This is a genomic window from Nonomuraea sp. NPDC005501, from assembly GCF_040605905.1.
Taxonomy (GTDB): domain Bacteria; phylum Actinomycetota; class Actinomycetes; order Streptosporangiales; family Streptosporangiaceae; genus Nonomuraea.
In genome coordinates this window covers 20349-41831 of sequence record NZ_JBEXDT010000085.1, presented here as the reverse complement: position 1 = coordinate 41831, position 21483 = coordinate 20349, and the positions used below count along the sequence as shown (strand labels likewise).

Below are 21483 nucleotides of genomic sequence, written 5' to 3'. Positions count from 1 at the left end.
TCAGGGGCGCCCGGAATTCCTGCCCGCGGACGGCCAGGCCGACCGGCCTGGCGGCGGGTGCTGCGCGCCCGCCTGCTGAGCTCCGGCGGGGTACGGGGCGCCGGGGTGCTGACCACCGGGCTGGGGACCACCGGGCTGAGGGCCACCCGCCGCCTGGGGACCGCCCTGGTGAGGAGCACCGTGCTGAGGACTGCCGTGCTGAGGAGCGCCGGTGTGCGGGCCGCTCGGGTGCGGGCCCGCGGGCTGCTGCGGCACGTGGGGGAGTTGGGCGCCCGTCTGGTGCGGGCCGGCGGCCTGAGGCCCGCCGGGAACGGCCTGGCTCCCCGGAACGGCCTGGCCGCCCGTGACCGGCTCGACCGCCGCCCTGGGCGCCGGCTGCCCGGTGAGCCGCACGATCAGCTCGTCCGCGCTCGGCCGCAGCGCCGGGTCCTTGGACAGGCACAGGGCCACCAGCTCGCCGAGCGTCCCGTCCATCCCGCCGAGCTGCGGCTCCTCGTGCAGGATGCGGTTCATCACCACGGGAATGGAGTCGGAGCCGAACGCCGGCGTGCCCGTCGCGGCGTACACCATGGTGACGCCCCACGCGAACACGTCCGCGGCCTCCGACACCGCGGCGCCGCTGAGCTGCTCCGGCGCGAGGTACGACGGCGTGCCCATGGCCATGCCGGTGGCCGTCGCGCCCGGCGAGTCGAGCGCCCGCGCGATGCCGAAGTCGATCACGACCGGGCCCTCGGGGCCCATGAGCACGTTGGCCGGCTTCAGGTCGCGATGCAGGATCCCGGCCCGGTGGATGGCCGCCAGCGCGGTCGCGGTGCTGATCGCCAGCCGCTCCAGGGCGGCCCCCCGGCGCGGCCCCTCGTTGATGACGAGCTCACGCAGCGACGGCCCCGGCACGAACTCGCTGACGATGTACGGCCGGCTGCCCTCCAGGTCGGCGTGGAGCACGGGGGCGGTGCAGAACCGGGCGACCCGCTGGGCCACGGCCACCTCCCGCAGGAAGCGGGTGCGGGCGTCGGGGTCGGCGACCGCCGCGTGGTGCAGCAGCTTGACCGCCACCTGCTCGCCGGAGTCGCTACGGCCGAGATAGACGACTCCCTGGCCCCCCTCGCCGAGACGGCCCAGGAGGTCGTAGGCCCCCAGCCGTCGCGGGTCGTCCGCCGCCAACGGCTGGTACTGATCCACGTTGAACCCCCATGACCACGCATGATTTATCAACAACTGGGGCAGAACGCTACCAGCGTGGTGCTTGGTGCGTGGCCCGGCCTTGTGTTTTCTTTCACGATTTGTCGGCTCATGTCAGCGTTTGTGTACGGATTGTGGCCAGGACCACGCCCGTCGTCATGCCCGGAAACCGGAGGAACGGCTCAGATCGCCTTGCCCGGGTTGAGGATGCCCAGCGGGTCGAACACCGCCTTGATGCCGTGCTGCACCTCCCGCGTGACCGGCCCCGCCTCCAGCGCCAGCCACCGGCGCTTGAGCAGGCCGACCCCGTGCTCGCCGGTGAGCGTGCCACCGAGCTCCAGCGCCCGGGTGAAGACCTCGTCGGCCGCCGCCCACACGCTCGCCGGCGGCTCGGCCAGGCCGTGCTCGAAGATGAACACCGGGTGCAGGTTGCCGTCGCCGGCGTGCGCGACCGTGCAGATCCGCACGTCGTGCCGGGCCGCGGCCGCCTCGATCGCGCCGATCATCTCGGGCAGCACCGAGCGGGGCACGCACACGTCCTCCACCAGGCACGCCCCGAGCCGCTCCTTGGCCTCGTAGGCCATGCGGCGCACGCCGATCAGCTCCTCGGTCTCCTGCGGGCTGGAGGACACGGCCACGAACGACGCCCCGTTCTGCACGCACAGCCGCTCCATCCGCTCGACGGCGGCCTGGCCGTCGGAGGCGTCGGACTGGCCGATGAGCATGGCGTTCACCCCGGGCTCCAGGCCGATGTGGCGCCAGTCGTCGATCGCCTCCAGCGTCGCCCGGTCCAGCAGCTCCATCAGGGACGGCTGGCAACCGGCCGCCATGATGGCCGACACGGCCGCGCCCGCCGCGCGCAGCGACCCGAACTCCGCGGCGAACGTCGCCGGCGGGGCCGCGGGCGCGCGGCGCAGCCGTACCGTGGCCGAGGTGATGACGCCGAGCGTGCCCTCCGAGCCGACGAACAGCCCGGTCAGGTCGTAGCCCGTGACGCCCTTCATCGTGCGGCGGCCGGTGTGGAGGATGCGGCCGTCGGCCAGCACCACCTCCAGGCCCAGCGCGGAGTCGCGCGTCACGCCGTACTTGACGCAGCGCAGCCCGCCCGCGTTGGTCGCCAGGTTCCCGCCGATCGTGGAGATCTCGTACGACGACGGGTCCGGCGCGTACATGAGCCCGTGCTCCCGGGCCGCCCTGTCCAGGTCGGCGGTGATCACGCCGGGCTCCACGACGGCGATCTCGTCGGCGGGGGACAACTCCCTGATGGCCGTCATGCGCGCCAGCGACAGGACGAGCGCGCCCTCGGTGGCCGTGGCCGCCCCGGCGAGGCCCGAGCCGGCGCCGCGCGGGACGACCGGGACGCGGTGCTCGCCGGCCCAGCGCAGCGTCGCGACGACGTCGTCGCGGGAGGCGGCGAGCACCACGCCGACGGGCTTGCCGGGCTCGACGAACGTGCGGTCACGGGCGTAGGAGGCGGCCACGTCGGGATCGGTCACGACTCGGCCGGCGGGCAGCGCGTTCACCAAGGCGTCTATGGGTCTCACATGAAGAACCTTACGGTTTGCGTGGATCGAGGCTTGAGGCCAGACTGCCCGGGTGGAAGTGACGTGTCCGGTGTGTTCCCAGGTTGACCAGGTCATCGCAGTACCGGGAGCGGTGGCGGCGGGGACCACGTACCGGATCGGGCGCGTCCGCCTTCCCGGGGAGCGTGAGATCGCCGACCTGCCGGCCGCCGTGTCGCTGGGCGCCACGAAGCACCTGATGAGCCGTACGCAGCTCGCGGTGTGGATGTCGTTCCCCAGCCGCCAGTACGCGCCCTGGGTGCGCAACCAGGGCTACATCCTGCTCGGCGTGGCCGCCCTCGTGCACCTGGTGGTGTCGCTGGTGATCGCGATGGGCAAGGACTCGAACTGGGGCGAGGTGCTGCTCGCCCCGTTCTGCCTGACTGGCCTGTTCTGGGGGTTCGGCCTGCTCCAGGTGCTCGGCTCGTACGGGGCCCGCAGGCGGGACGAGGCCGAGGCGCCCGCCCGCGAGCAGGCGCTGCAGGTGTGGGAGCGCCTGCGTTACTGCTCCCGCGACAACGTGGTCTTCGAGCCCGGCGTCGGCGTCTCGGTGCACCCGAGCGAGACCCGCGACTACATCTTCGGCTTCAGACGCGGCGGTCGCGCCTGAAGCCCGCCGGCCGGGCGGGCCCGGGGGTCAGGCGCCGTGCTCGTCGGCGACGAGCCGCGCGCACACCGCGAGGCCGGTGATGGCCTGCTCCAGCTCGTCCAGCCCCGGGAAGGTGGGCGCGATGCGGATCACGCGGTCGTCGGGGTCCTGGCCGTACGGGTGGGTGGCGCCGGCCGGGGTGAGCGCGATGCCCGCCGCCTTGGCCTTGGCCACCACCTCGGCGGCGTGCGGCACCTCCAGGCTGACGAAGTAGCCGCCGGTCGGGCTGGTCCAGGTGGCCAGGCCGCCCAGCTCCTTGGTCAGCACCCGGTCGACCAGCTCGAACTTCGGCCACACCAGCTCGGCGTGACGCCGCATGTGCGCGGCCACGCCCTCGGCGTCGCGCAGGAACTCGACGTGACGCAGCTGGTTGAGCTTGTCGGGGCCGATGGACTGCTTGCCGGTGTTGTGCAGGAACCACTCGACGTTCGCCGGGCTGGAGCCGAAGAAGGACACGCCGCTGCCCGCCAGCGTCACCTTGGAGGTGGAGGCGTAGACGAAGACGCGGTCGGCGTTGCCGTGCTCGGCGGCCAGCGCCAGCAGGTCGGCCAGCTCCGCCGGGGTGTCGGTGAGGTGGTGCACCGCGTACGCGTTGTCCCAGAAGATCCGGAAGTCGGGCGCGGCGGCCGGCATGGCGGCCAGCCTGCGCACCGTCTCGTCGCTGTAGGTGGCGCCGGACGGGTTGCTGTACTTCGGCACGCACCACATGCCCTTGACGCTCGCGTCGGTGGCCACCAGGCGCTCGACCACGTCCATGTCGGGGCCGTCGGCGTTCATCGGGACGGGCACCATCGTGATGCCGAACCGCTCGGTGATCGTGAAGTGCCGGTCGTATCCGGGCACGGGGCACAGGAACGTGACCTTCGGCTCCTCCACCCAGCGGCGCGTGGCGCCCGGCACCGCGTCGAGCAGCGCGAACGCGACCGTGTCGTGCATCAGGGCCAGGCTGGAGTTGCCCCCGACGACGAGCTGGCCGGCGGGCACCTGGATCAGCGGCGCGAACAGCTCGCGCAGCTCGGGCAGGCCCTGGAGGCCGCCGTAGTTGCGGCCGTCGGTCCCGTCGGCCGCGCGGTAGGACGTCGGCAGGCGGAGCATGTCGTTGGAGAGATCCAGCTGGCGCGGGGACGGCTTGCCGCGGGTGAGGTCGAGCGAGAGGCCACGCTGGACGAGTTCGGCGTAGTCGCGCTGAGCGTTCACGAGATCTTCTCCTCCGGATGGGTCGGATACGAAGGATAGAAGACGCGGTTCCGGGAGCAGGAATCGGTTTCGGCATGTGGACGGCCCGCCCGCGACCAATCAGCGCGAACGGCTTCACGCGGAGCGATCGGTGGCGTGCAATGGAGGGGCATCGGGGGGCACCGGGGGACCGGCAAGGCAGGGCACCACTCCGCAGAGGAGGGAGCAGTCGTGACGACTGTTCGCGAGACCTCGATCGCCCAGGTCAGGCGGCGCCGTACCGGCACCGTGATCGTCTCCTGGCTGACCACGACCGACCACAAGGTCATCGGCTACCTCTATCTGATCACGTCGTTCGCCTTCTTCCTGGTGGCCGGGGTCATGGCCATGGTGATCAGGGCCGAGCTGGCCCAGCCGGGCATGCAGCTCGTCAGCCAGCACCAGTACAACCAGCTCTTCACGATGCACGGCACCGCGATGCTGCTCATGTTCGCCACGCCGCTGTTCGCCGGGTTCGCCAACGTGGTGATGCCCTTGCAGATCGGCGCGCCGGACGTGGCGTTCCCGCGACTGAACGCGGTGGCGTACTGGCTGTTCCTGTTCGGCAGCCTGATCGCCGTGGCCGGGTTCTTCACGCCGGGAGGCGCGGCCGACTTCGGGTGGTTCGCCTACACGCCGCTGTCCACGGCGACGTACTCGCCGACCATGGGCGGCGACCTGTGGATCATGGGGCTCGCGCTGTCGGGCCTGGGCACGATCCTCGGGTCGGTCAACTTCATCACCACGATCATCGGGATGCGCGCCCCGGGCATGACGATGTTCCGCATGCCGATCTTCACCTGGAACGTCCTGCTGACCAGCATGCTCGTGCTCATGGCGTTCCCCGTGCTGGCCGCCGCGCTGCTCGTGCTGGAGTCGGACCGCAAGCTCGGCACGCACGTGTTCGACGGGGCGAACGGCGGCCCCATGATCTGGCAGCACCTGTTCTGGTTCTTCGGTCATCCCGAGGTCTACATCATCGCGCTGCCGTTCTTCGGCATCGTCACCGAGGTCATCCCCGTCTTCAGCCGCAAGCCGCTGTTCGGCTACATGGGCCTGGTGGGGGCGACGATCGCCATCGCGGGCCTGTCGATGACCGTGTGGGCGCACCACATGTTCCCCACCGGCCAGGTGCTGCTGCCGTTCTTCTCGTTCATGACCTTCCTCATCGCCGTGCCGACCGGGGTGAAGTTCTTCAACTGGATCGGCACCATGTGGCGCGGTCACATCAGTTTCCAGACGCCGATGCTGTTCGCGATCGGCTTCCTCGTCACGTTCCTGCTCGGCGGGCTGACCGGCGTCATCCTCGCCTCGCCGCCGCTGGACTTCCACATCAGTGACACCTACTTCGTGGTGGCGCACTTCCACTACGTGGTGTTCGGCACGGTGGTGTTCGCGATGTTCGCGGGCTTCTACTTCTGGTGGCCCAAGATGACCGGCCGCATGCTGAACGACCGGCTCGGCAAGGTGCACTTCTGGACCCTGTTCGTCGGCTTCCACACGACCTTCCTCGTCCAGCACTGGCTGGGCGTGCTCGGCATGCCCCGCCGCTACGCCGACTACGGCGCCGCCGACGGCTTCACCACGCTGAACCAGATCTCGTCACTCGGCGCGTTCCTGCTGGGGCTGTCCACGCTGCCGTTCCTCCACAACGTCTGGAAGACCGCCCGCACCGCGCCGCGCGTGACCGTGGACGACCCGTGGGGCTTCGGCAACTCGCTCGAATGGGCCACCTCGTGCCCGCCGCCGCGGCACAACTTCACCTTCATGCCGCCGATCCGATCGGAGCGTCCCGCCTTCGACCTGCACTACCCGCACAGGTCTCCTCAGGGAGAGCAGGGCTAGGGCGGTCACGGACCCTTATTCTGAATTGTCCTAAATACATCACATTTCAACAACGCCCTTTACGTCCGCTTTACTCACCCTCTAACGTCCGGCATTGCACACCCCAAGGCCATGCGCCCGGCGATCCCGGGCAGAGAGGGTTCCTGGTGCCCAGCACGAAGCGCCTGTTAACAGCCATGCCGGCGGCGGCCCTGCTCGCTGCCGCGCTCACAGTCCCCGCGGCAACCTCCCAGGCCGCAGCGTCGGCGGCCGTGTACGAGCCGACCGCGGCCGACTACTACATCAACTACGCGCCGCCGCGCGACGAGCCCGAGCCGGGCGACCCGCCGTCCCCGAACAGCAGGCGCGCCCGCGCCCAGTCGCCGGCGCAGAAGGCCGACCGGAAGTACATCGAGGGCAATCCCGCCGCCGCCCGCGTCCTCGCGGCGCGCGAGCAGCAGGCCATCAAGACGGGCCGAAACCCCGCTGAATTCATCTTCAAAAACGCGAAGCAGTCAAAGACCGCCAAGCTCCTCACGCTGCTCGTCGAGTTCAACGAGAACGCCAACGACGACTTCTCCGGCTTCAACCGGCTGGCCACCCCGGACAGCGCCCCCGACGACTGCGTCGTCGAGCCGCCCGGCACCCTGAAGAACGGCCCGCTGCACAACAAGATCCCGGACCCGGCCACGCTGCCGCACCAGGACAACAACTCGTTCTGGGTCAAGGACTTCAGCACCGAGCACTTCAACAAGATGCTCTACACCGACAAGGGCATCACCGAGCGCGTCCGCCCCGACCTGAAGGACCCGCGCGACGGCAAGCCCGGCATCGACATCTCCGGCTTCACGATGAAGAAGATGTACGAGGAGATGTCCAAGGGCGCCTACTCCGTCACCGGCTCCGCCGTCGGCTGGATCAAGGCGCCGCACTCCGAGGCGTGGTACGGCGCGGCGGCCTGCGGCGGCGCGCCCCAGGACATGTCCGGCCACCCCGACAACCCGACCGGGGCCGGCCAGCTCGCCATCGACGCGGTCAACGTCCTCTCCCAGACCCAGCCGAGCTTCCCCTGGGCCGACTACGACGTCGAGGACGTCTCCGACGCCGACGGCGACGGCAACTACGCCGAGCCCGACGGCGTGATCGACCACCTCGTGCTCGTCCACGCCGGCAAGGACAAGTCCTCCGACGGCGGCGCCGAGGGCACGTACGCCATCTGGGCGCACTCCAGCGCGGTCGCCGGCGGCTACCAGGTCCCCGGCACCGACAAGAAGATCTCCAACTACATCGTGCAGCCCGAGGACTCCGGCGTCGGCGTCTTCGCCCACGAGTACGGCCACGACCTCGGCCTGCCCGACCTGTACGACACCAGCGGCGCCGCCAGCTCGGCCGTGGACTTCTGGGACCTCATGTCCAGCGGCTCCCACTCCGGGCCGATCTTCCAGTCGATGCCCACCCACATGGGCCTCTGGGACAAGTGGGTGCTCGGCTGGGCCAACCCGAAGGTGTTCGAGCCGGGCGACGCCGCCAAGCTCGTGACCGTCGGCCAGTCGTCGCGCACGCCGAAGCTCACCCAGGACGGCGTCCGCGTCAACCTCGCGTCCACGCCGCTGAAGATGATCGACCCGCACAGCGGCGCCAACGCGTGGTGGTCCGGCATGGACCAGGAATGGGCCAACGTCCACCTCACCCGTGACGTGCCCGTCCCCGCCGGCACCGACGTCCGCTTCTGGATGTGGAACAACTACGAGATCGAGGAGGACTGGGACTTCGGCTTCGTCGAGGTGTCCACCGACGGCGGCCAGACCTGGACGCAGCAGAAGGTGTACGACGAGGCGGGCAACGAGGTCACCACCGCCGAGGACTACCCGGACCCGAACAAGAACCTCAAGACGTTCGGCAACAAGAAGTACGGCCTCACCGGCAACACCAACGGCTGGCGGCACGACTACGTCAACCTGACGCCGTTCGCGGGCAAGAGCGTCAAGCTCCGCCTGACGTACAACAGCGACGCGGCGTTCACCCCGCGCGGCTGGCACGCCGACGACTTCCAGCTCACCAACGGCGGCACCGCCGTGTGGAGCGACGACGTCGAGAGCGGCGACAACGGGTGGAAGGCCACCGGCGGCACCTTCACCAACACCAGCGGCCAGGGCTGGACCATCAACAACGGCTCCCGCGAGGTCTCCCGCTTCTACCTCGCCGAGTGGCGCAACTTCGACGGGTTCGACAAGGGCCTGCAGTTCGCCTACGACAGCACGTACTCGCGTGACGGCGCGTGGAAGGTCCAGAAGGTCAAGTACAACGCCCCCGGCCTGCTGATCTGGTACCGCGACTCCACGTTCACCAACAACTCGATCGCCAACAACCTGGAGCTGTCGCCGAGCATCGGCTCCAAGGGCAGCCTCCTCGTGGTCGACTCCCACTACGACCCGCTGCGCCGCACCGGCACGGCGGCGGCCAAGGACCCGACCCGGCACAAGAACATGGAGGGCCGCTCGCAGTCGTCCAACGCCGCCTTCTCCTTCGGCAAGACGTACCCGTTCAAGGAGTGCCTGGAGGCCGCGGACGAGCCGTTCAGCGAGTACTGCACGGACGTCCCCGCGCTGAAGGGCGTGCCGGCCTTCACCGACGCCAAGACCTGGTACCCGGGCTTCGAGGTGCAGAACGGCAGCCTGTACTACCGCGACTTCGACGCCTCCACGGTGGTGCCGTCCAAGGGCGACCAGCAGTACAGCACCCGCGTCGTGCACCTCGACGGCACCCCCGCCACCGAGCTGTACGGCACGGACCTCGGCAACGGCCACAAGCTCGGCACCGGCAACCCCGGCGACGAGGGTAAGGCCCTGGGCGTCCAGTTCAAGCTGGTCTCCCCGCTGCCGGGCAACCTGGGCGCCGTCGTCCAGGTGATCCCGCCGAAGAAGTGAATCCCGGCCTGTCCCTGTAGGCCGGATCTGCAGGCCCTGTCCGTAGGGCCGCCGGGGCGACCGGCGGCCCTACGATGGGACACCATGAGCGAACTGCGCACCAAGGCCGAGCACACAGAGGCGATCCGCAAGGACCGTCGCGTGGCGGTGGTGATCAACACTCGCTCGCGCCGTGGCCGGCGCCACTACGTCGAGGTGATCGAGCAGCTCCACGACCTCGGGTTCGAGCCGCTGGCCGAGATCGGCGTCTACAACCCCAAGCGGCTGCGCGAGCTGCTCGACACCGCGCTCGCCACCCGCCCCGATCTGCTCATCGTCGGCGGCGGCGACGGCACGCTCTCCTCCGCCGTCCGCCACGTCGCCCACCGCGACGTCGCCCTCGGCGTACTGCCGCTCGGCACCACCAACAACTTCGCCCGCAGCCTCGGCCTGCCGCTCGACCTGCAGGGCGCGATCCGGGTGTTCGACACGGGCAAGGTCGCCGACATCGACCTGGGCATGGCCGACGACCGGCCGTTCGCCAACCTGGCCAGCTTCGGGGTGTCGGTCGAGGTGGCCGGCAAGGTCAAGCCGTGGCTCAAGCGCATCCTCGGCCGCCCCGCCTACCCGCTCACCGCCCTCACGGTCCTGCCGGGGCACCGGCCGTTCCGGGCCTACATCACGGTCGACGACCAGCGGCACGAGCTGCTCACCCACCAGCTCAACATCGCCAACGGCCGCTTCCACGGCGGCTGGCAGGTCGCCAAGGACATCAGCATCGACAACGGCATGCTCGTGGCCTACCAGCTCGGGTCCGGCAAGAAGCTGCGGCTGCTCGGCGAGACGCTGGCCCGCGCCACGACGGGCCGCTGGCGCAGCCTCGCCGGCGGTCCCTTCGTCGTTGGCCGCGAGATGCTGCTGGAGACCGATCCGCCGATGGCGGCGGACGTGGACGGCGAGGTACGGCTGCGCACCCCGATCCGCCTCCGCGTGGTCCCCAACGGCGTCCGCGTCATGGTCCCCGCCTCCTTCGAGGACCGCTGACCCGCGCGGGACCGGGTCGGTCAGGCGGCCGGCTCACCGTTCCAGATGGGGCGCGGCCGGCACCCGGGACCGTTCTTGGTCGGCTCCTCGAACGTCACTCCTGTTCGGTGCCGAGGTAGGCGAGGGCGGCGGCCACGCGGCCTGGACGCCGGTGTCCAGGGTGGGCCGGATGACGGGTGCGAAGGCGGCGCTGTGGTTGACGGGGTGTCGGTGGCCAGGGTGCCCCTGCGGGCCGCGGCCTCGTAGGCGGCCGGATCCACGCAGCCGATGCCCCAGTAGGTGAACGGCACGCCGAACGCCTTCGGGATCTCGCTGAAGTTCTCGCCGGCCGTCTGCGGGTCCAGCGCCCCGCCGGGCCGTGCTCACTTACGGTGGTCGCCGCGGGAGGGAGCGATGTACACATTGGCGGCCGGGGGCGGAGTGATGCGCACGCGGCTGCCCCACCCCGTGTAGCGGGTCTCGACGGCGATGCTGTCCTCTCCCGCCACGGCGGGGACGAGGAAGGCCGTGGCCGGGTACGACGTGACGAGCCGGTCGGGCAGGCCGCCGGATCCCAGCGTGAGCTTGTACTCCAGTGCGTCGTCGCCCTTCTCCTCCACCAGCACGGTGGTCCGGTACCAGGGGGAGATCTTCCACAGCCTGGCGAGGGTGATGTGGCCGGAGTAGGTGAGCCCCGCCCGCCTGCCGCCACTGATCAGCGCTTTCAGTGTGGCCGGCTCGGCGGGATTCACGAGCTGGCCGTACCTCCCGCTCATGCCGTTGGTCACCGTCTTCCTGGGGATGAACCAGGTCTTGCCCTTGGGCAGGTCGCCGTAGATGGGAGCGGCGGTGTTGTAGCTCTTCCTGCCGACGGTGATCGTCCGTTCCGGCTCGGCGAGAGCCGTCAGGCCTCCTGGGACGTCGGGTGCTTCGAGAGGCTTCGCGGTGATGTCCGAAGCGACGATCCCGGTCCTGCCGAACTGGAGCGTGCCGGTGCGCCGGAGGTAGGGCGTCTTGCCGTCGAACGCCACGTAGGACGTGACGTCGGTGAACCGCACGCCCTTCCCGCCCACCATCTGACGCTGCAGAGCCTTGACGGGGTCGGCCGCCGCGGCGGCGTGCGCGGGAGGGGACGCGGCGCTGAGGAGGGTGGCGGTCATGGCCACGGTGCTCACGCCGGCGATGATGTGCTTCACGGGGGGATTCCTCTGTCCGAATGATGATCATTCATTCTGGCGCATCACCGGGACGCGGACATGCGCGTGCGGACGGCCGGCGCAGACTCGGCCGGTGGGCATAAAAGAGCACGCACGGTCGTGCTAATATCTCGCCATCAGCCAACGGGACAGGGGAGTCGGCATGGGATCCAGTGTCGCGGTCGTCGGGGCCGCGCTCAACGGTGTGTCCAGGGTCTCGGCCCGGCTGGCCGGGGCGGGGGCCTTCGCGCTGTTCCGGGCGCCGCTCGCGCGCGGCAGACTGCGGCCCGGCGAGCGGGAGACGGTCGCCGCCGCGCGCACCGGCTCGCTGGAGGTCAACGGCAAGACCGCCGTCACCTACCTCTGGGGCGACGGCACGCGGCCGGTGCTGTTCGCGCACGGCTGGCAGTCGCGGGGCAGCCGCTGCGCCGATCTCATCCCCGGCCTCCTGCGGCGCGGGCACAGCGTCGTCGCCTTCGACGCGCCCGGCCACGGGGAGGCCACCGGCCGGACCACCACCATCCTCGAATACCGCGACATCATCACCCGGCTGCACGACCGCTACGGCGACTTCGACGCCGTCGTCGCGCACTCCTTGGGCGTGCTGGCCTCGTTCTTCGCGCTGCGGCACGGAGTCCGGGCCGAGCGGGTGGTCGCCCTCGGCGGCGTCGTGGACTTCGCGTACCTCCTCGACGCGTTCTGCGCCAGGCTCGGGCTGTCCGAGCCGGTGAAGGAGGAGCTGCGCGGCCGGATCGAGCGGGACCTCTTCCCCGGTGAGCCGGCCATCTGGACCCGCTTCTCGGTGCTGGACCGGCCCGAGGAGCTGCGCGTCCCGATCCTGGTCCTCCACGACGAGGACGACGACATGGTCACGCCGACCGAGGCGAGCCGCGTGGTCGCCGCGTTCGGGGAGCAGGCCCGGCTGATCACCACGCGGGGGCTCGGCCACCGCCGCATGCTCGGCGACCCCGAGGTGGTCCGGACGGTGCTGGACTTCGTGGCCCCCGAGAGCGACCGCCGGCCCGCCCGGTGAGCCCGCCCGGTGAGCCCGCCCAGTGAGCCAGCCCGGTGAGGCCGCCCACTGAGATCGGCCGGTGAGCTGGGCCGGAGTCGCTCGGGTCAGGGGACGGCGGGCAGCGCGGAGGGGTCGGTGGCGACGGCCCGCAGCCGGCTCAGCACGGCCGTGGCGGCGCGGCGGTAGCAGTCCGGGTCGCCGTGCAGCAGCGACAGGCCGTTGGCCGCTTCGAGCAGGGCGATGACCTCGAAGGCGAGCTGGGGCACGTCGGTGTCCCGCTTCGCCTCGCCGAGGTCCAGCGCCTCGGTGATCGTCTGCTCGACGAAGCGGACCCAGTCGGCCTGGGCCCGCGCGATCGCGTCGCGCACCGCGCCCTCGCGGGCGTCGAACTCGGCGGCGACGGCGTAGAAGAAGCAGCCCCCAGGGAAGACGCGCTGCTCGGAGTAGGCCAGCCAGCTCTGGCACAGCCGCCACACCCTGCCCAGCCCGGCCGGCGCCCGCAGGGCCGGGCGGACGACGTGCTCGACGTACACCTCGGCGGCCGCGCGGACCGTCGCGAGCTGGAGCTCCTCCTTGGCGCCGAAGAGCGCGAAGACCCCGCTCTTGCTGAGGCCGAGCTCCCCGGCGAGCCGGCCGAGCGACAGGCCCTCCAGGCCCTCCACCGAAGCCACCTTCGCCGCGTGGCCCAGGACCAGCCGGCGGCTCTCGTTGCCCCGCTCGACGCGCCTGTCGACGCGTGTGCCCGCCATCCCCGCTCCTCCCGATCGCCGTGCCCGATCTCGTCGTCCCATGATAAGTGGACGATCGTACGGTTTGTGGACGGTCGTACGGTCAAGACGGGGCATGATCATTGGCCGGTTGTACAGTGAACGTATGAACCCTCCCGGATCGTGGTGTGAGCGGCCCGAGCCGCAGGCTCCCTCGTGCGAGCTCCCGTCCCCGTGGAGCAAGCCGGAGCGCCCGGCCGACTGGTGCGACGTCCCCAGGTCGCCGATCAAGTCGCCGATCGTCTCCGTCATCGGCCACCTCCTGAAGGCCGCCGCCAGGCGCTGAGGGGCCGCTGAGCCGACGGGGCCGCCGTCACGCAGCACGCGGCCCCGCGATCCGCTGCGCCGCGCTCCAGGGCGTGGCCGAACGCCCGTGATAGAAGGGCGATCCGGTGGGTAGGCGCCTTCCTCGTCAGAGGAGGCGAGGACGTGAACGAGACCCACAAACTGGTCAATGATCTGTCCGAGCAGGTCACCCGGCTCGTCAAGGACGAGCTGCGGCTGGCGCGGCTGGAGCTGGCCGAGAAGGGCAGGCACGCCGGGTTCGGCGCGGGCCTGTTCGGTGCGGCGGGGATGCTCGCGTTCTACGGCGGCGCCGCGCTGGTCGCCGCCGTCGCGCTGCTCCTGGCACTGGTCATGCCCGCGTGGGCGGCCACCGCGGTGGTGGCGGGCGCGCTGTTCGTCATCGCGGCCGTGGTGGGGCTGGTCGGCAAGAAGCAGGTGGAACGGGCCAAGCCTCCGATGCCGAGCGAGGCCATCGAGAGCGTGAAGGCCGACATCGACGTGGTCAAGGAGAAGGTGCGGCGATGAGCGAGACGGATCCCGGATACAGCAGCGGCCAGCACGCCGGGGACGTCGGCGCCCACAGGACGACCGTGGGCATGCCGACCGACGAGGAGTCGATCAACGTGCCCCAGACCCGGGCCGGCGCGGCGGAGAACGCCCTCAAGGCCGAGGAGGACCGGGCGGGGCACGAGACGTTCGACCCCGAGCCGCTGGTGCGTGACGAGCGCACGGACGCCATCGAGGGCCGCGAGGGGGAAGCCCGCTCCCAGGGCCCGCAGCAGGTGACACCGGAAGCCAGGCACGGCTCCGGTACGGGCACGGGCGCCAGCTCAGGGCAGGCGCGCGAGACGACGACGGGACGTCGCGGCCGGGACGGCCGCGACGGCGAGGACGACGACGAGGAGGGACGAGTGCGTAAGCGCATCGAGGAGACCCGCGGGCAGCTGGGCCACACCGTGGCCGAGCTGGCGCACAAGGCGGACGTGAAGCACCGCGCCGGTGACGCGGCCGAGACCGCCAAGGCCAAGGCGGGCGAGATGGCGGGCACGGTCACCGGCAAGGCCAGTGAGATGGCCGGGACGGTCACGGCCAAGGCCGGCGAGGTCGCGGGGACGGTCACGGGGAAGGCCGGTGAGGTCGCGGGGACGGTCACGACCAAGGTCCGCGAGGTCACGCCCGACCAGGTGAAGGACGCGGCCGACAAGGTCACCGCGCAGGCCCGCAGGCGGCCCGCGCTGCTGGTGGTCGCGGCGGGCGCCATCGCCGTGTTCGTGCTGCGCCGCGTCATGAGGCGCGACCGGCACAGGTGAGCGCTCCCGAACGTCCCACCGACTTCCCGCGCAGAGCCTGGTGGAGCGTGCTGAAGCGCACGTTCATCGAGTTCAAGGACGACAACGTTCAGGACCTCGCCGCCGCGCTCACCTACTACGCGGTGCTGTCGATCTTCCCGGCGATGATCGTGCTGGTGTCGCTGTTCGGCCTGCTCGGCCGCGACGACACCGCGGTGATCGTGGGCAACCTGGCCGTGGTGGCGCCCGCCGAGGTGCGCGACCTGCTCACGCAGGGCGTGGCGGGCGTCCAGCGGGTCGGGTCGGCGAGCGTGTTCGCTCTCGTCGGCCTGGCCGTGGCCCTGTGGTCGGCCTCCGGCTACATCGCGGCCTTCATCCGGGCCTGCAACGCGATCTACGACATCGGGGAGGGCCGGCCGTTCTGGAAGACCACCCCGCTGCGGATCGGCCTCACCGTCCTGGTGACCGTGCTGCTCGCGGTCGGGGCGATCGCGGTCACCCTCACCGGCCGGCTCGCCGACCTGGCGGGGCGCGCGCTGGGACTGGGCGGAGCGGTGGTGACCACCTGGAACATCGTCAAGTGGCCGGTCCTCGCCCTGATCGCGGCCGGCCTCATCATGGTGCTCTACTGGGCGGCGCCCAACGTGCGCCAGCCGGGGGTGCGCTGGATCAGCCCCGGAGGGCTGCTCGCGGTCGTTCTCTGGGTGATGGTCTCGGCCGGGTTCGCGCTCTACGCGAGCCACTTCGGCTCCTACAACAAGACGTACGGCACGCTCGCGGCGGTCGTGGTGTTCCTCATCTGGCTGTGGCTGTCGAACATGGCGTTGCTGTTCGGCGCCGAGTTCGACGCCGAGCTGATCAGGGAGCGCGCCATCGCCGAGGGCAGCCCCGTGGAGCGGGAGCCGTACGCCGAGCCCCGGGACGCGCCCCAGCCCGATACGCTGCCTGAGTGAAGCGTCGGCCGGCCTCAGCCCTGCTCGTGGTGCTGACCGCCGCCGTCGTCGCGGGATGCGGCGGCGGCGCGGCGGTCAGCGACCTCGGCGTGATCTTCAAGGGTGCCAAGGGCGCGACCGTCCCGGTGGAGCTGCATTCGGGGCAGCGGTTCTCGCTGGCGGTGCCCGACGACCCGGCGGCGGGCGACAGCTGGACCCTGGAGGCGGTGCCCGACGCCCGGGTCGCCTCGTACATCAGCAAGGAGCGCCGGCGCGACGGCTCCCCGGGGACCGCCTACTTCGTGTTCAACACCAAGCGGCCCGGCACGACGAGCGTCAGGCTGTACGACTGCTGGCGCTGCGGCGGCGCGACGTCGCCCCCCACCGAGGAGAGCCGCCTGCGCTCCGGCGAGGCGGTCTTCGACCTCACCGTCACCCCCCGCTGACCCGTGCGGGGCGCCCGTGTCCTTGATCCGGAGGCGCGGGTCGGGGAGGCTGCGGGCATGGACAACGGCAGCGACTACGGCAGGGACTTCGTACGGGTGCGCGCCGCCGCGGACGGCGCCGAGACGATCTCCTGGTGGACCGGCGACGTGTACGGCTGGCGGCGCGACGACGGCCCGCACCACCTGTTCGGCTTCGAGGGCCTCAACGTGGCCCGCGCCGAACGCGGCGACGCCGGCTGGCGGCTGCTGACCCGCGAGGCCGCCGCCTACCTCGACCCTGTCACCCGGGACGTCCTGTCCACCTGGGACAACCCGTTCACCGGCGAGAGCGTCGAGGTGCGGCACGTCTTCAACGACCCCGTCAACCAGCCGCTCGGCGACCGCGCGGTGCCGTTCACCCGCGTCGGCGACCAGGTCGTCTACAACGTGGACGTGCGCCTGGCCTACCCGTCGCCGCTCCCGGTCGCCGACTTCCCCGAGCACTCGGCGGGCGACACCTACCGGGCGATGGAGCTGTTCCAGTTCTTCGCCCGCGCCGCCGACCTGGACTCGGGCGTGGCGGACGTCCCCTGCGTGTTCTCGTGGTGCCGGGTGTCGCCGTGGCTGCCGTGGATGGCGATGGGGCAGCGCGAGGGGGCGCTCGTCTACCACTGCCGGGGCGGCAAGGTCACCGAGGTGCCCGGACGGCTGGCCCGCTTCGCCGGCGAGCGCTTCCTGCGCGCCCCGGAGGCGTGGTCGGCGCCGAACATGACGAGCTGGACCGACTTCCGCGACCACCTGCGGGGCGCGGCCGGGACCGCCGAGGTGGCCGGCGGGTAGGGTCGGCCGGTGAGCACCGACCTGTTCTGCGAGATCGTCGCGGGGGAGCGGCCCGCGTTCGTCGTGCGCGCCGACGAGGTGGCCGTCTCCTTCCTCGACGCCAGGCCCCTGTTCAAGGGCCACGTGCTCGTGGTGCCCCGGCGGCACGCCGAGACGCTCGCCGACCTGCCGCTGCCCGACGTGGGGCCGTTCTTCGAGCGGGTCCAGGCCGTGGCCCGCGCCGTGGAGGAGGCCATGGACGCCGCCGGCACGTTCGTCGCGATGAACAACCACGTCAGCCAGAGCGTCCCCCACCTGCACGTCCACGTGGTGCCGCGCAACCGCAAGGACGGCCTGCGCGGCTTCTTCTGGCCGCGCACCAGGTACGACTCCGACGAGGAGGCCCGCTCGTACGCCGACGCCGTCGCCAAGGCGCTCGCCCAGGGCCGGGGCGGGCCCTGGGGGTCTCCCGAGTAGGCTCGCGCGGTGTGGAGTACCTCGTCGGCGTCGCCGTGGCGGCGGCACTCGTGGGCGTGCCGGGGCTCGTCCTGTGGCGCGTCATGCGCGGCCGCCGGGAGCTCGGCACCAGCCCGGCCGAGCGGGCCACGTTCGAGACGCTGCACACCGCCTCCCTCGCCGGCCCGCCGCTGCGCGCCGGGCTGACCGCCGACGGCGCCGAGCGGGCCTCTCGGCACCTGCGCGCGCTGCTCGGCTCCTCCGCCGTGGCCGTCACCGACGGGGAGCGGCTGCTGGTGTACGACGGCGCGGGGGAGCACCACGCCGGGGAGGCGTTCGAGCACGCGCGGGCCACGCTCAAGGACGGCCGGACCCAGGTGCTGGCCGTCGACTGCGACCTGCTGGAGTGCCCGATCCGGCATGCCGTGGTCGTACCGCTCACCACCGACGACCGGGTCGTCGGCGCGCTCGCCGCCTACGGCCCCCAAGCCTCGGCAGGGCTCGTCAAGGCCGCCCAGGAGGTCGCGGGCTGGGTCGACTCGCAGCTGGAGCTGGCCGAGCTGGACCGCTCCCGCACGCTGCTCATGGAGGCCGAGGTGCGGGCGCTGCGCGCGCAGATCTCACCGCACTTCATCTACAACTCGCTCACCACCATCGCCTCGTTCGTCCGCACCGACCCCGAACGGGCCCGCGAGCTGCTGCTGGAGTTCGCCGACTTCACCCGCTACTCCTTCCGCCGGCATGGCGAGTTCACCACGCTGGCCGAGGAGCTGCGCTCGATCGACCGCTACCTCACCCTCGAACGCGCCCGCTTCGGCGACCAGCTCCAGGTGACCCTGCGCATCGCCCCCGAGGTGCTGCCCGTCGCCGTGCCGTTCCTGTGCCTGCAGCCGCTCGTCGAGAACGCCGTACGCCACGGCCTGGAGAGCCGCAACGGCGTCGGCCGCATCGCGATCATCGCCGAGGACGGCGGCGCGGAGTGCCGCATCAGCGTCGAGGACGACGGCCTCGGCATGGACCCCGAGCGGCTGCGCCGCATCCTGGCCGGCGAGGTCGCGCCGGCGGGCGGCGTCGGGCTGGCCAACGTGGACGAACGGCTGCGCCAGGTCTACGGGGACGAGTACGGGCTCGTCGTCGAGACGGGGGCGGGCGCCGGCACGAAGGTCAACGTCAGGTTGCCGAAGTATCACCCCGGCGTCTCGGCCCGTTGACCGCGTCGGTAGTTGTCGGTTTTATCACTGTCTATGGCGCAACTCAGGGTTCTCGCGGTCGACGACGAGCTGCCCGCGCTGGAGGACCTGTCATACCTGCTGCGCGCCGACCCGCGCATCGGGGAGGTCGCGACCGCCCGTGACGGCGCCGCGGCCCTGCGCCTGCTGGACCGGGCCATCGCCGCGGGCCGGCCGATCGACGCGGTGTTCCTCGACATCAGGATGCGCGGCCTGGACGGCGTCGTGCTGGGCCGGCTGCTGTCGCGCTTCGCCAATCCGCCCCGCGTGGTGTTCGTCACCGCGTACGAGGAGCACGCCATCGAGGCGTTCGAGATCAAGGCGGAGGACTACCTGCTCAAACCGGTGCGCCCCGAGCGGCTGGCCGAGGCGATCCGGCGGGTCGCGGTCTCGGCGGACGTGCCCGCCGAGGGCGGCGAGTCCGACACCATCCCGGTCGAGCTGGGCGGGGTCACCCGGTTCGTCTCCAGCACCGACGTGGTCTACGTGGAGGCGCACGGCGACTACGCCCGCCTGCACACGTCCACCGGCAGCCACCTGGTGCGCATCCCGCTGGCCGTGCTGGAGGAGCGCTGGGCCTCGGCCGGGTTCGTCCGGGTGCACCGCAGCCACCTGGTGGCGGTCAAGCACATCGAGGAGCTGCACATCGACTCCGGGCGCTGCACGGTCAGGGTGGGGGACACGGAGATCCCGGTCAGCCGCCGCCACACCCGCGAGCTGCGCGACCTGCTCGTCCGCCGCGCCCGCAGAGGACGCGCCGAATGAGCCGCGACCCCGAGACCCCGCGCCCGCAGGGGGCCCGCCGAACGGGCCGCGACCCCGAGACCCCGCGTCCGGCCCGGCGCGGCGAGCAGCCACGCCGGGTGGCCGTGACCAGCCCGCGGACCGCCGCCGCGCGCCGGCCCCGCTACCCGGCGACCCGGGAGATCGACGAGCAGACCCACCTCGGCGAGGTGTACATGCGCTCCCTGCTGCGCACCCAGTTCCGGCTGGCGCTGTTCGTCTGCACGGTCCTGGGCTGCGTGGTGTGCGGCCTGCCGCTGCTGTTCCTGCTCATCCCGCGGCTGCGCGAGGCGGAGCTGCTCGGCGTCCCGCTGCCCTGGGCGGTGCTCGCCGGCCTCATCTACCCGGCCTTCGTCATCGGGGCCTGGCTGTACGTGCGGCAGGCCGAACGCAACGAGCGCCACTTCGCGGACCTGGTCGAACGCCCGTGAGCCTCGCCGCCGTCCTCGTCGTCGTCGTGGCGGCCGTGCTCATCGGCGCGTTCGGCATCCGCGTCTCCCGCACCACCTCCGACTTCTATGTCGCCTCCCGCACCGTCAGCCCCCTCTGGAACGCCTCCGCCATCGGCGGCGAGTACCTGTCGGCCGCCTCGTTCCTGGGCGTGGCCGGGCTGATCCTGTCCTTCGGCGCCGACATGCTCTGGCTGCCCGTCGGCTGGACGGGCGGCTACCTGGTGCTGCTCGTGCTCGTGTCCGCGCCGCTGCGCCGCTCGGGGGCGTACACGCTGCCGGACTTCGCCGAGGCGCGGCTGGAGTCGATGGCCGTGCGCCGCGCCGCGAGCGTGCTCGTCGTCCTCATCGGCTGGCTGTACCTGATGCCGCAGTTCCAGAGCGCCGGCCTGGTGCTGCGGGAGATCACGGGGGCGCCGCGGTGGGCGGGCGGGCTGCTCGTGGCGGCGGTCGTCGCGGTGAACGTGCTGTCCGGTGGCATGCGGTCGATCACGTTCGTGCAGGCGTTCCAGTACTGGCTGAAGCTGACGGCGCTGGCCGTGCCGCTGGTGTTCCTGCTCATGGCGTGGCGGGCGGGCGGCGCGCCGCCGCTGAGCCCGCAGGACGCCGCCACCTGGCAGGTGCCGCTGGCCGGCGGCAAGGAGTACGCGCTGTACTCGACGTACTCGCTGATCCTGGCCACGTTCCTCGGCACCATGGGGCTGCCGCACGTGCTCGTGCGCTTCTACACCAACCCCGACGGGCGGGCCGCCCGCCGCACCACGCTCGTCGTGCTGTCGCTGCTCGGCGCCTTCTACCTGCTGCCCGCCCTGTACGGCTGGCTCGGCCGGCTGTACGCGCCCGACCTCGTCCGCACCGACGCCGTCGTCCTCACCCTGCCCGGCCGGATGGTCGGCGGCACGCTCGGCGACCTGCTGACGGCGCTGGTCACGGCCGGGGCGTTCGCCGCGTTCCTGTCGACGTCCTCGGGCCTGACCGTGTCGGTGGCGGGGGTGATCGCGCAGGACCTGCTCAAGGGCGGGGTGCGCTCGTTCCGCATCGCGACGCTGATGGCGGTGGCCGTGCCGCTCGCACTGGCGCTCCAGGCCAGGGCGCTGCCGGTGGCGGACGTGGTGGGGCTGGCGTTCGCGGTGGCCGCCTCCTCGTTCTGCCCGCTGCTGGTGCTCGGCATCTGGTGGCGGCGGCTCAGCACCACGGGCGCGCTGGCGGGCCTGTTCGTGGGCGGCGGGCTGGCCTGCGCGGCGGTGCTCGTCACGATCGTCGGCGGTCCGTACGAGGGGCCGGCGAACGCGCTGCTGGCCCAGCCGGCGGCGTGGACGGTGCCGATCGCGTTCGTGGTGATGGTGGCCGTCTCGTTCCTCACGCCGCACCGGGTGCCGCCGGGCGTGGCCAGGACCATGGTCCGCCTGCACACCCCCGAGGACCTCAACCTGGACCGCGGCGACTGGCGTCCCCGCTCGTCCTGACCCCTGTGCCG

The 21483-nt window shown here is 71.7% G+C and carries 21 protein-coding genes; 16 read left to right on the top strand and 5 right to left on the bottom strand.

Features of this window, described 5'->3' with window-relative positions; genetic code table 11:
- Positions 1–1182: a serine/threonine-protein kinase gene (locus ABZS51_RS32590; protein ID WP_355449127.1), complete on the bottom strand. Its 1182-nt coding sequence runs from the start codon at positions 1180–1182 to the stop codon at positions 1–3.
- A gap of 182 nt (positions 1183–1364) precedes the next feature.
- Positions 1365–2726, bottom strand: a complete 1362-nt coding sequence (locus ABZS51_RS32585; RefSeq protein ID WP_355449124.1) for an FAD-linked oxidase C-terminal domain-containing protein — start codon at positions 2724–2726, stop codon at positions 1365–1367.
- 70 nt (positions 2727–2796) lie between these two features.
- Here ABZS51_RS32585 and ABZS51_RS32580 point away from each other — a divergent pair, with 70 nt between their 5' ends.
- Positions 2797–3354, top strand: coding sequence for a hypothetical protein (locus ABZS51_RS32580; protein ID WP_310711191.1), 558 nt, complete (start codon positions 2797–2799; stop codon positions 3352–3354).
- A 27-nt stretch (positions 3355–3381) separates the two neighbouring features.
- Here ABZS51_RS32580 and ABZS51_RS32575 read toward each other — a convergent pair whose 3' ends face one another.
- The gene (locus ABZS51_RS32575; RefSeq protein ID WP_355449120.1) at positions 3382–4590 is read right to left on the bottom strand and encodes an aminotransferase class I/II-fold pyridoxal phosphate-dependent enzyme; all 1209 of its coding nucleotides are present in this window, start codon (positions 4588–4590) and stop codon (positions 3382–3384) included.
- 210 nt (positions 4591–4800) lie between these two features.
- Between ABZS51_RS32575 and ctaD the strand changes: the two genes are divergently transcribed.
- From ctaD to ABZS51_RS32560, 3 genes are all read left to right on the top strand, one after another.
- The gene (gene ctaD, locus ABZS51_RS32570) at positions 4801–6453 is read left to right on the top strand and encodes a cytochrome c oxidase subunit I (RefSeq protein WP_355449117.1); all 1653 of its coding nucleotides are present in this window, start codon (positions 4801–4803) and stop codon (positions 6451–6453) included.
- Positions 6454–6704: 251 nt separating this feature from the next.
- Positions 6705–9359: an immune inhibitor A domain-containing protein gene (locus tag ABZS51_RS32565; protein WP_355449114.1), complete on the top strand. Its 2655-nt coding sequence runs from the start codon at positions 6705–6707 to the stop codon at positions 9357–9359.
- 84 nt (positions 9360–9443) lie between these two features.
- Positions 9444–10382, top strand: coding sequence for a diacylglycerol kinase family protein (locus tag ABZS51_RS32560; protein ID WP_310711187.1), 939 nt, complete (start codon positions 9444–9446; stop codon positions 10380–10382).
- 362 nt (positions 10383–10744) lie between these two features.
- Here the strand turns inward: ABZS51_RS32560 and ABZS51_RS32555 are convergent, their stop codons facing one another.
- Positions 10745–11557 (bottom strand): hypothetical protein, encoded by an 813-nt coding sequence (locus ABZS51_RS32555; RefSeq protein WP_355449111.1) that lies wholly within the window; start codon positions 11555–11557, stop codon positions 10745–10747.
- 163 nt (positions 11558–11720) lie between these two features.
- Here ABZS51_RS32555 and ABZS51_RS32550 point away from each other — a divergent pair, with 163 nt between their 5' ends.
- Positions 11721–12590 carry an alpha/beta hydrolase gene (locus ABZS51_RS32550; protein WP_355449108.1) on the top strand — a complete coding sequence of 290 codons (870 nt, stop codon included), beginning with the start codon at positions 11721–11723 and terminating at the stop codon, positions 12588–12590.
- Between the two features lie 86 nt (positions 12591–12676).
- Here the strand turns inward: ABZS51_RS32550 and ABZS51_RS32545 are convergent, their stop codons facing one another.
- A complete protein-coding gene (locus tag ABZS51_RS32545) occupies positions 12677–13321 on the bottom strand; it encodes a TetR/AcrR family transcriptional regulator (protein ID WP_355449105.1) in 645 nt (214 codons plus the stop codon).
- A gap of 124 nt (positions 13322–13445) precedes the next feature.
- Between ABZS51_RS32545 and ABZS51_RS32540 the strand changes: the two genes are divergently transcribed.
- From ABZS51_RS32540 to ABZS51_RS32490, 11 genes are all read left to right on the top strand, one after another.
- A complete protein-coding gene (locus ABZS51_RS32540) occupies positions 13446–13625 on the top strand; it encodes a hypothetical protein (RefSeq protein ID WP_355449098.1) in 180 nt (59 codons plus the stop codon).
- A gap of 143 nt (positions 13626–13768) precedes the next feature.
- Positions 13769–14149 (top strand): phage holin family protein, encoded by a 381-nt coding sequence (locus ABZS51_RS32535; RefSeq protein ID WP_355449096.1) that lies wholly within the window; start codon positions 13769–13771, stop codon positions 14147–14149.
- Entirely contained in the window at positions 14146–14934 is a 789-nt protein-coding gene (locus ABZS51_RS32530; RefSeq protein ID WP_355449093.1) for a DUF3618 domain-containing protein, read from the top strand. The genes ABZS51_RS32535 and ABZS51_RS32530 overlap by 4 nt, the downstream gene beginning before the upstream one ends.
- Positions 14935–14981: 47 nt before the next feature.
- Entirely contained in the window at positions 14982–15866 is an 885-nt protein-coding gene (locus ABZS51_RS32525) for a YihY/virulence factor BrkB family protein (RefSeq protein ID WP_355449090.1), read from the top strand.
- A complete protein-coding gene (locus ABZS51_RS32520; protein WP_310711172.1) occupies positions 15863–16291 on the top strand; it encodes a protease inhibitor I42 family protein in 429 nt (142 codons plus the stop codon). The genes ABZS51_RS32525 and ABZS51_RS32520 overlap by 4 nt, the downstream gene beginning before the upstream one ends.
- Before the next feature lie 57 nt (positions 16292–16348).
- Positions 16349–17110, top strand: a complete 762-nt coding sequence (locus tag ABZS51_RS32515) for a DUF1838 family protein (RefSeq protein ID WP_355449087.1) — start codon at positions 16349–16351, stop codon at positions 17108–17110.
- Positions 17111–17119: 9 nt separating this feature from the next.
- On the top strand, positions 17120–17566 hold the full coding sequence (locus ABZS51_RS32510) for an HIT family protein (RefSeq protein WP_355449084.1): 447 nt from the start codon (positions 17120–17122) through the stop codon (positions 17564–17566).
- 11 nt (positions 17567–17577) lie between these two features.
- Positions 17578–18756: a histidine kinase gene (locus tag ABZS51_RS32505; protein ID WP_310711169.1), complete on the top strand. Its 1179-nt coding sequence runs from the start codon at positions 17578–17580 to the stop codon at positions 18754–18756.
- Positions 18757–18789: 33 nt separating this feature from the next.
- Positions 18790–19539 carry a LytTR family DNA-binding domain-containing protein gene (locus tag ABZS51_RS32500; protein WP_355449080.1) on the top strand — a complete coding sequence of 250 codons (750 nt, stop codon included), beginning with the start codon at positions 18790–18792 and terminating at the stop codon, positions 19537–19539.
- The gene (locus ABZS51_RS32495) at positions 19536–19988 is read left to right on the top strand and encodes a hypothetical protein (protein WP_310711166.1); all 453 of its coding nucleotides are present in this window, start codon (positions 19536–19538) and stop codon (positions 19986–19988) included. The genes ABZS51_RS32500 and ABZS51_RS32495 overlap by 4 nt, the downstream gene beginning before the upstream one ends.
- A complete protein-coding gene (locus ABZS51_RS32490; RefSeq protein WP_355449077.1) occupies positions 19985–21472 on the top strand; it encodes a cation acetate symporter in 1488 nt (495 codons plus the stop codon). Before ABZS51_RS32495 ends, ABZS51_RS32490 begins: the two co-directional genes overlap by 4 nt.
- The last annotated feature ends 11 nt before the right edge of the window (positions 21473–21483 follow it).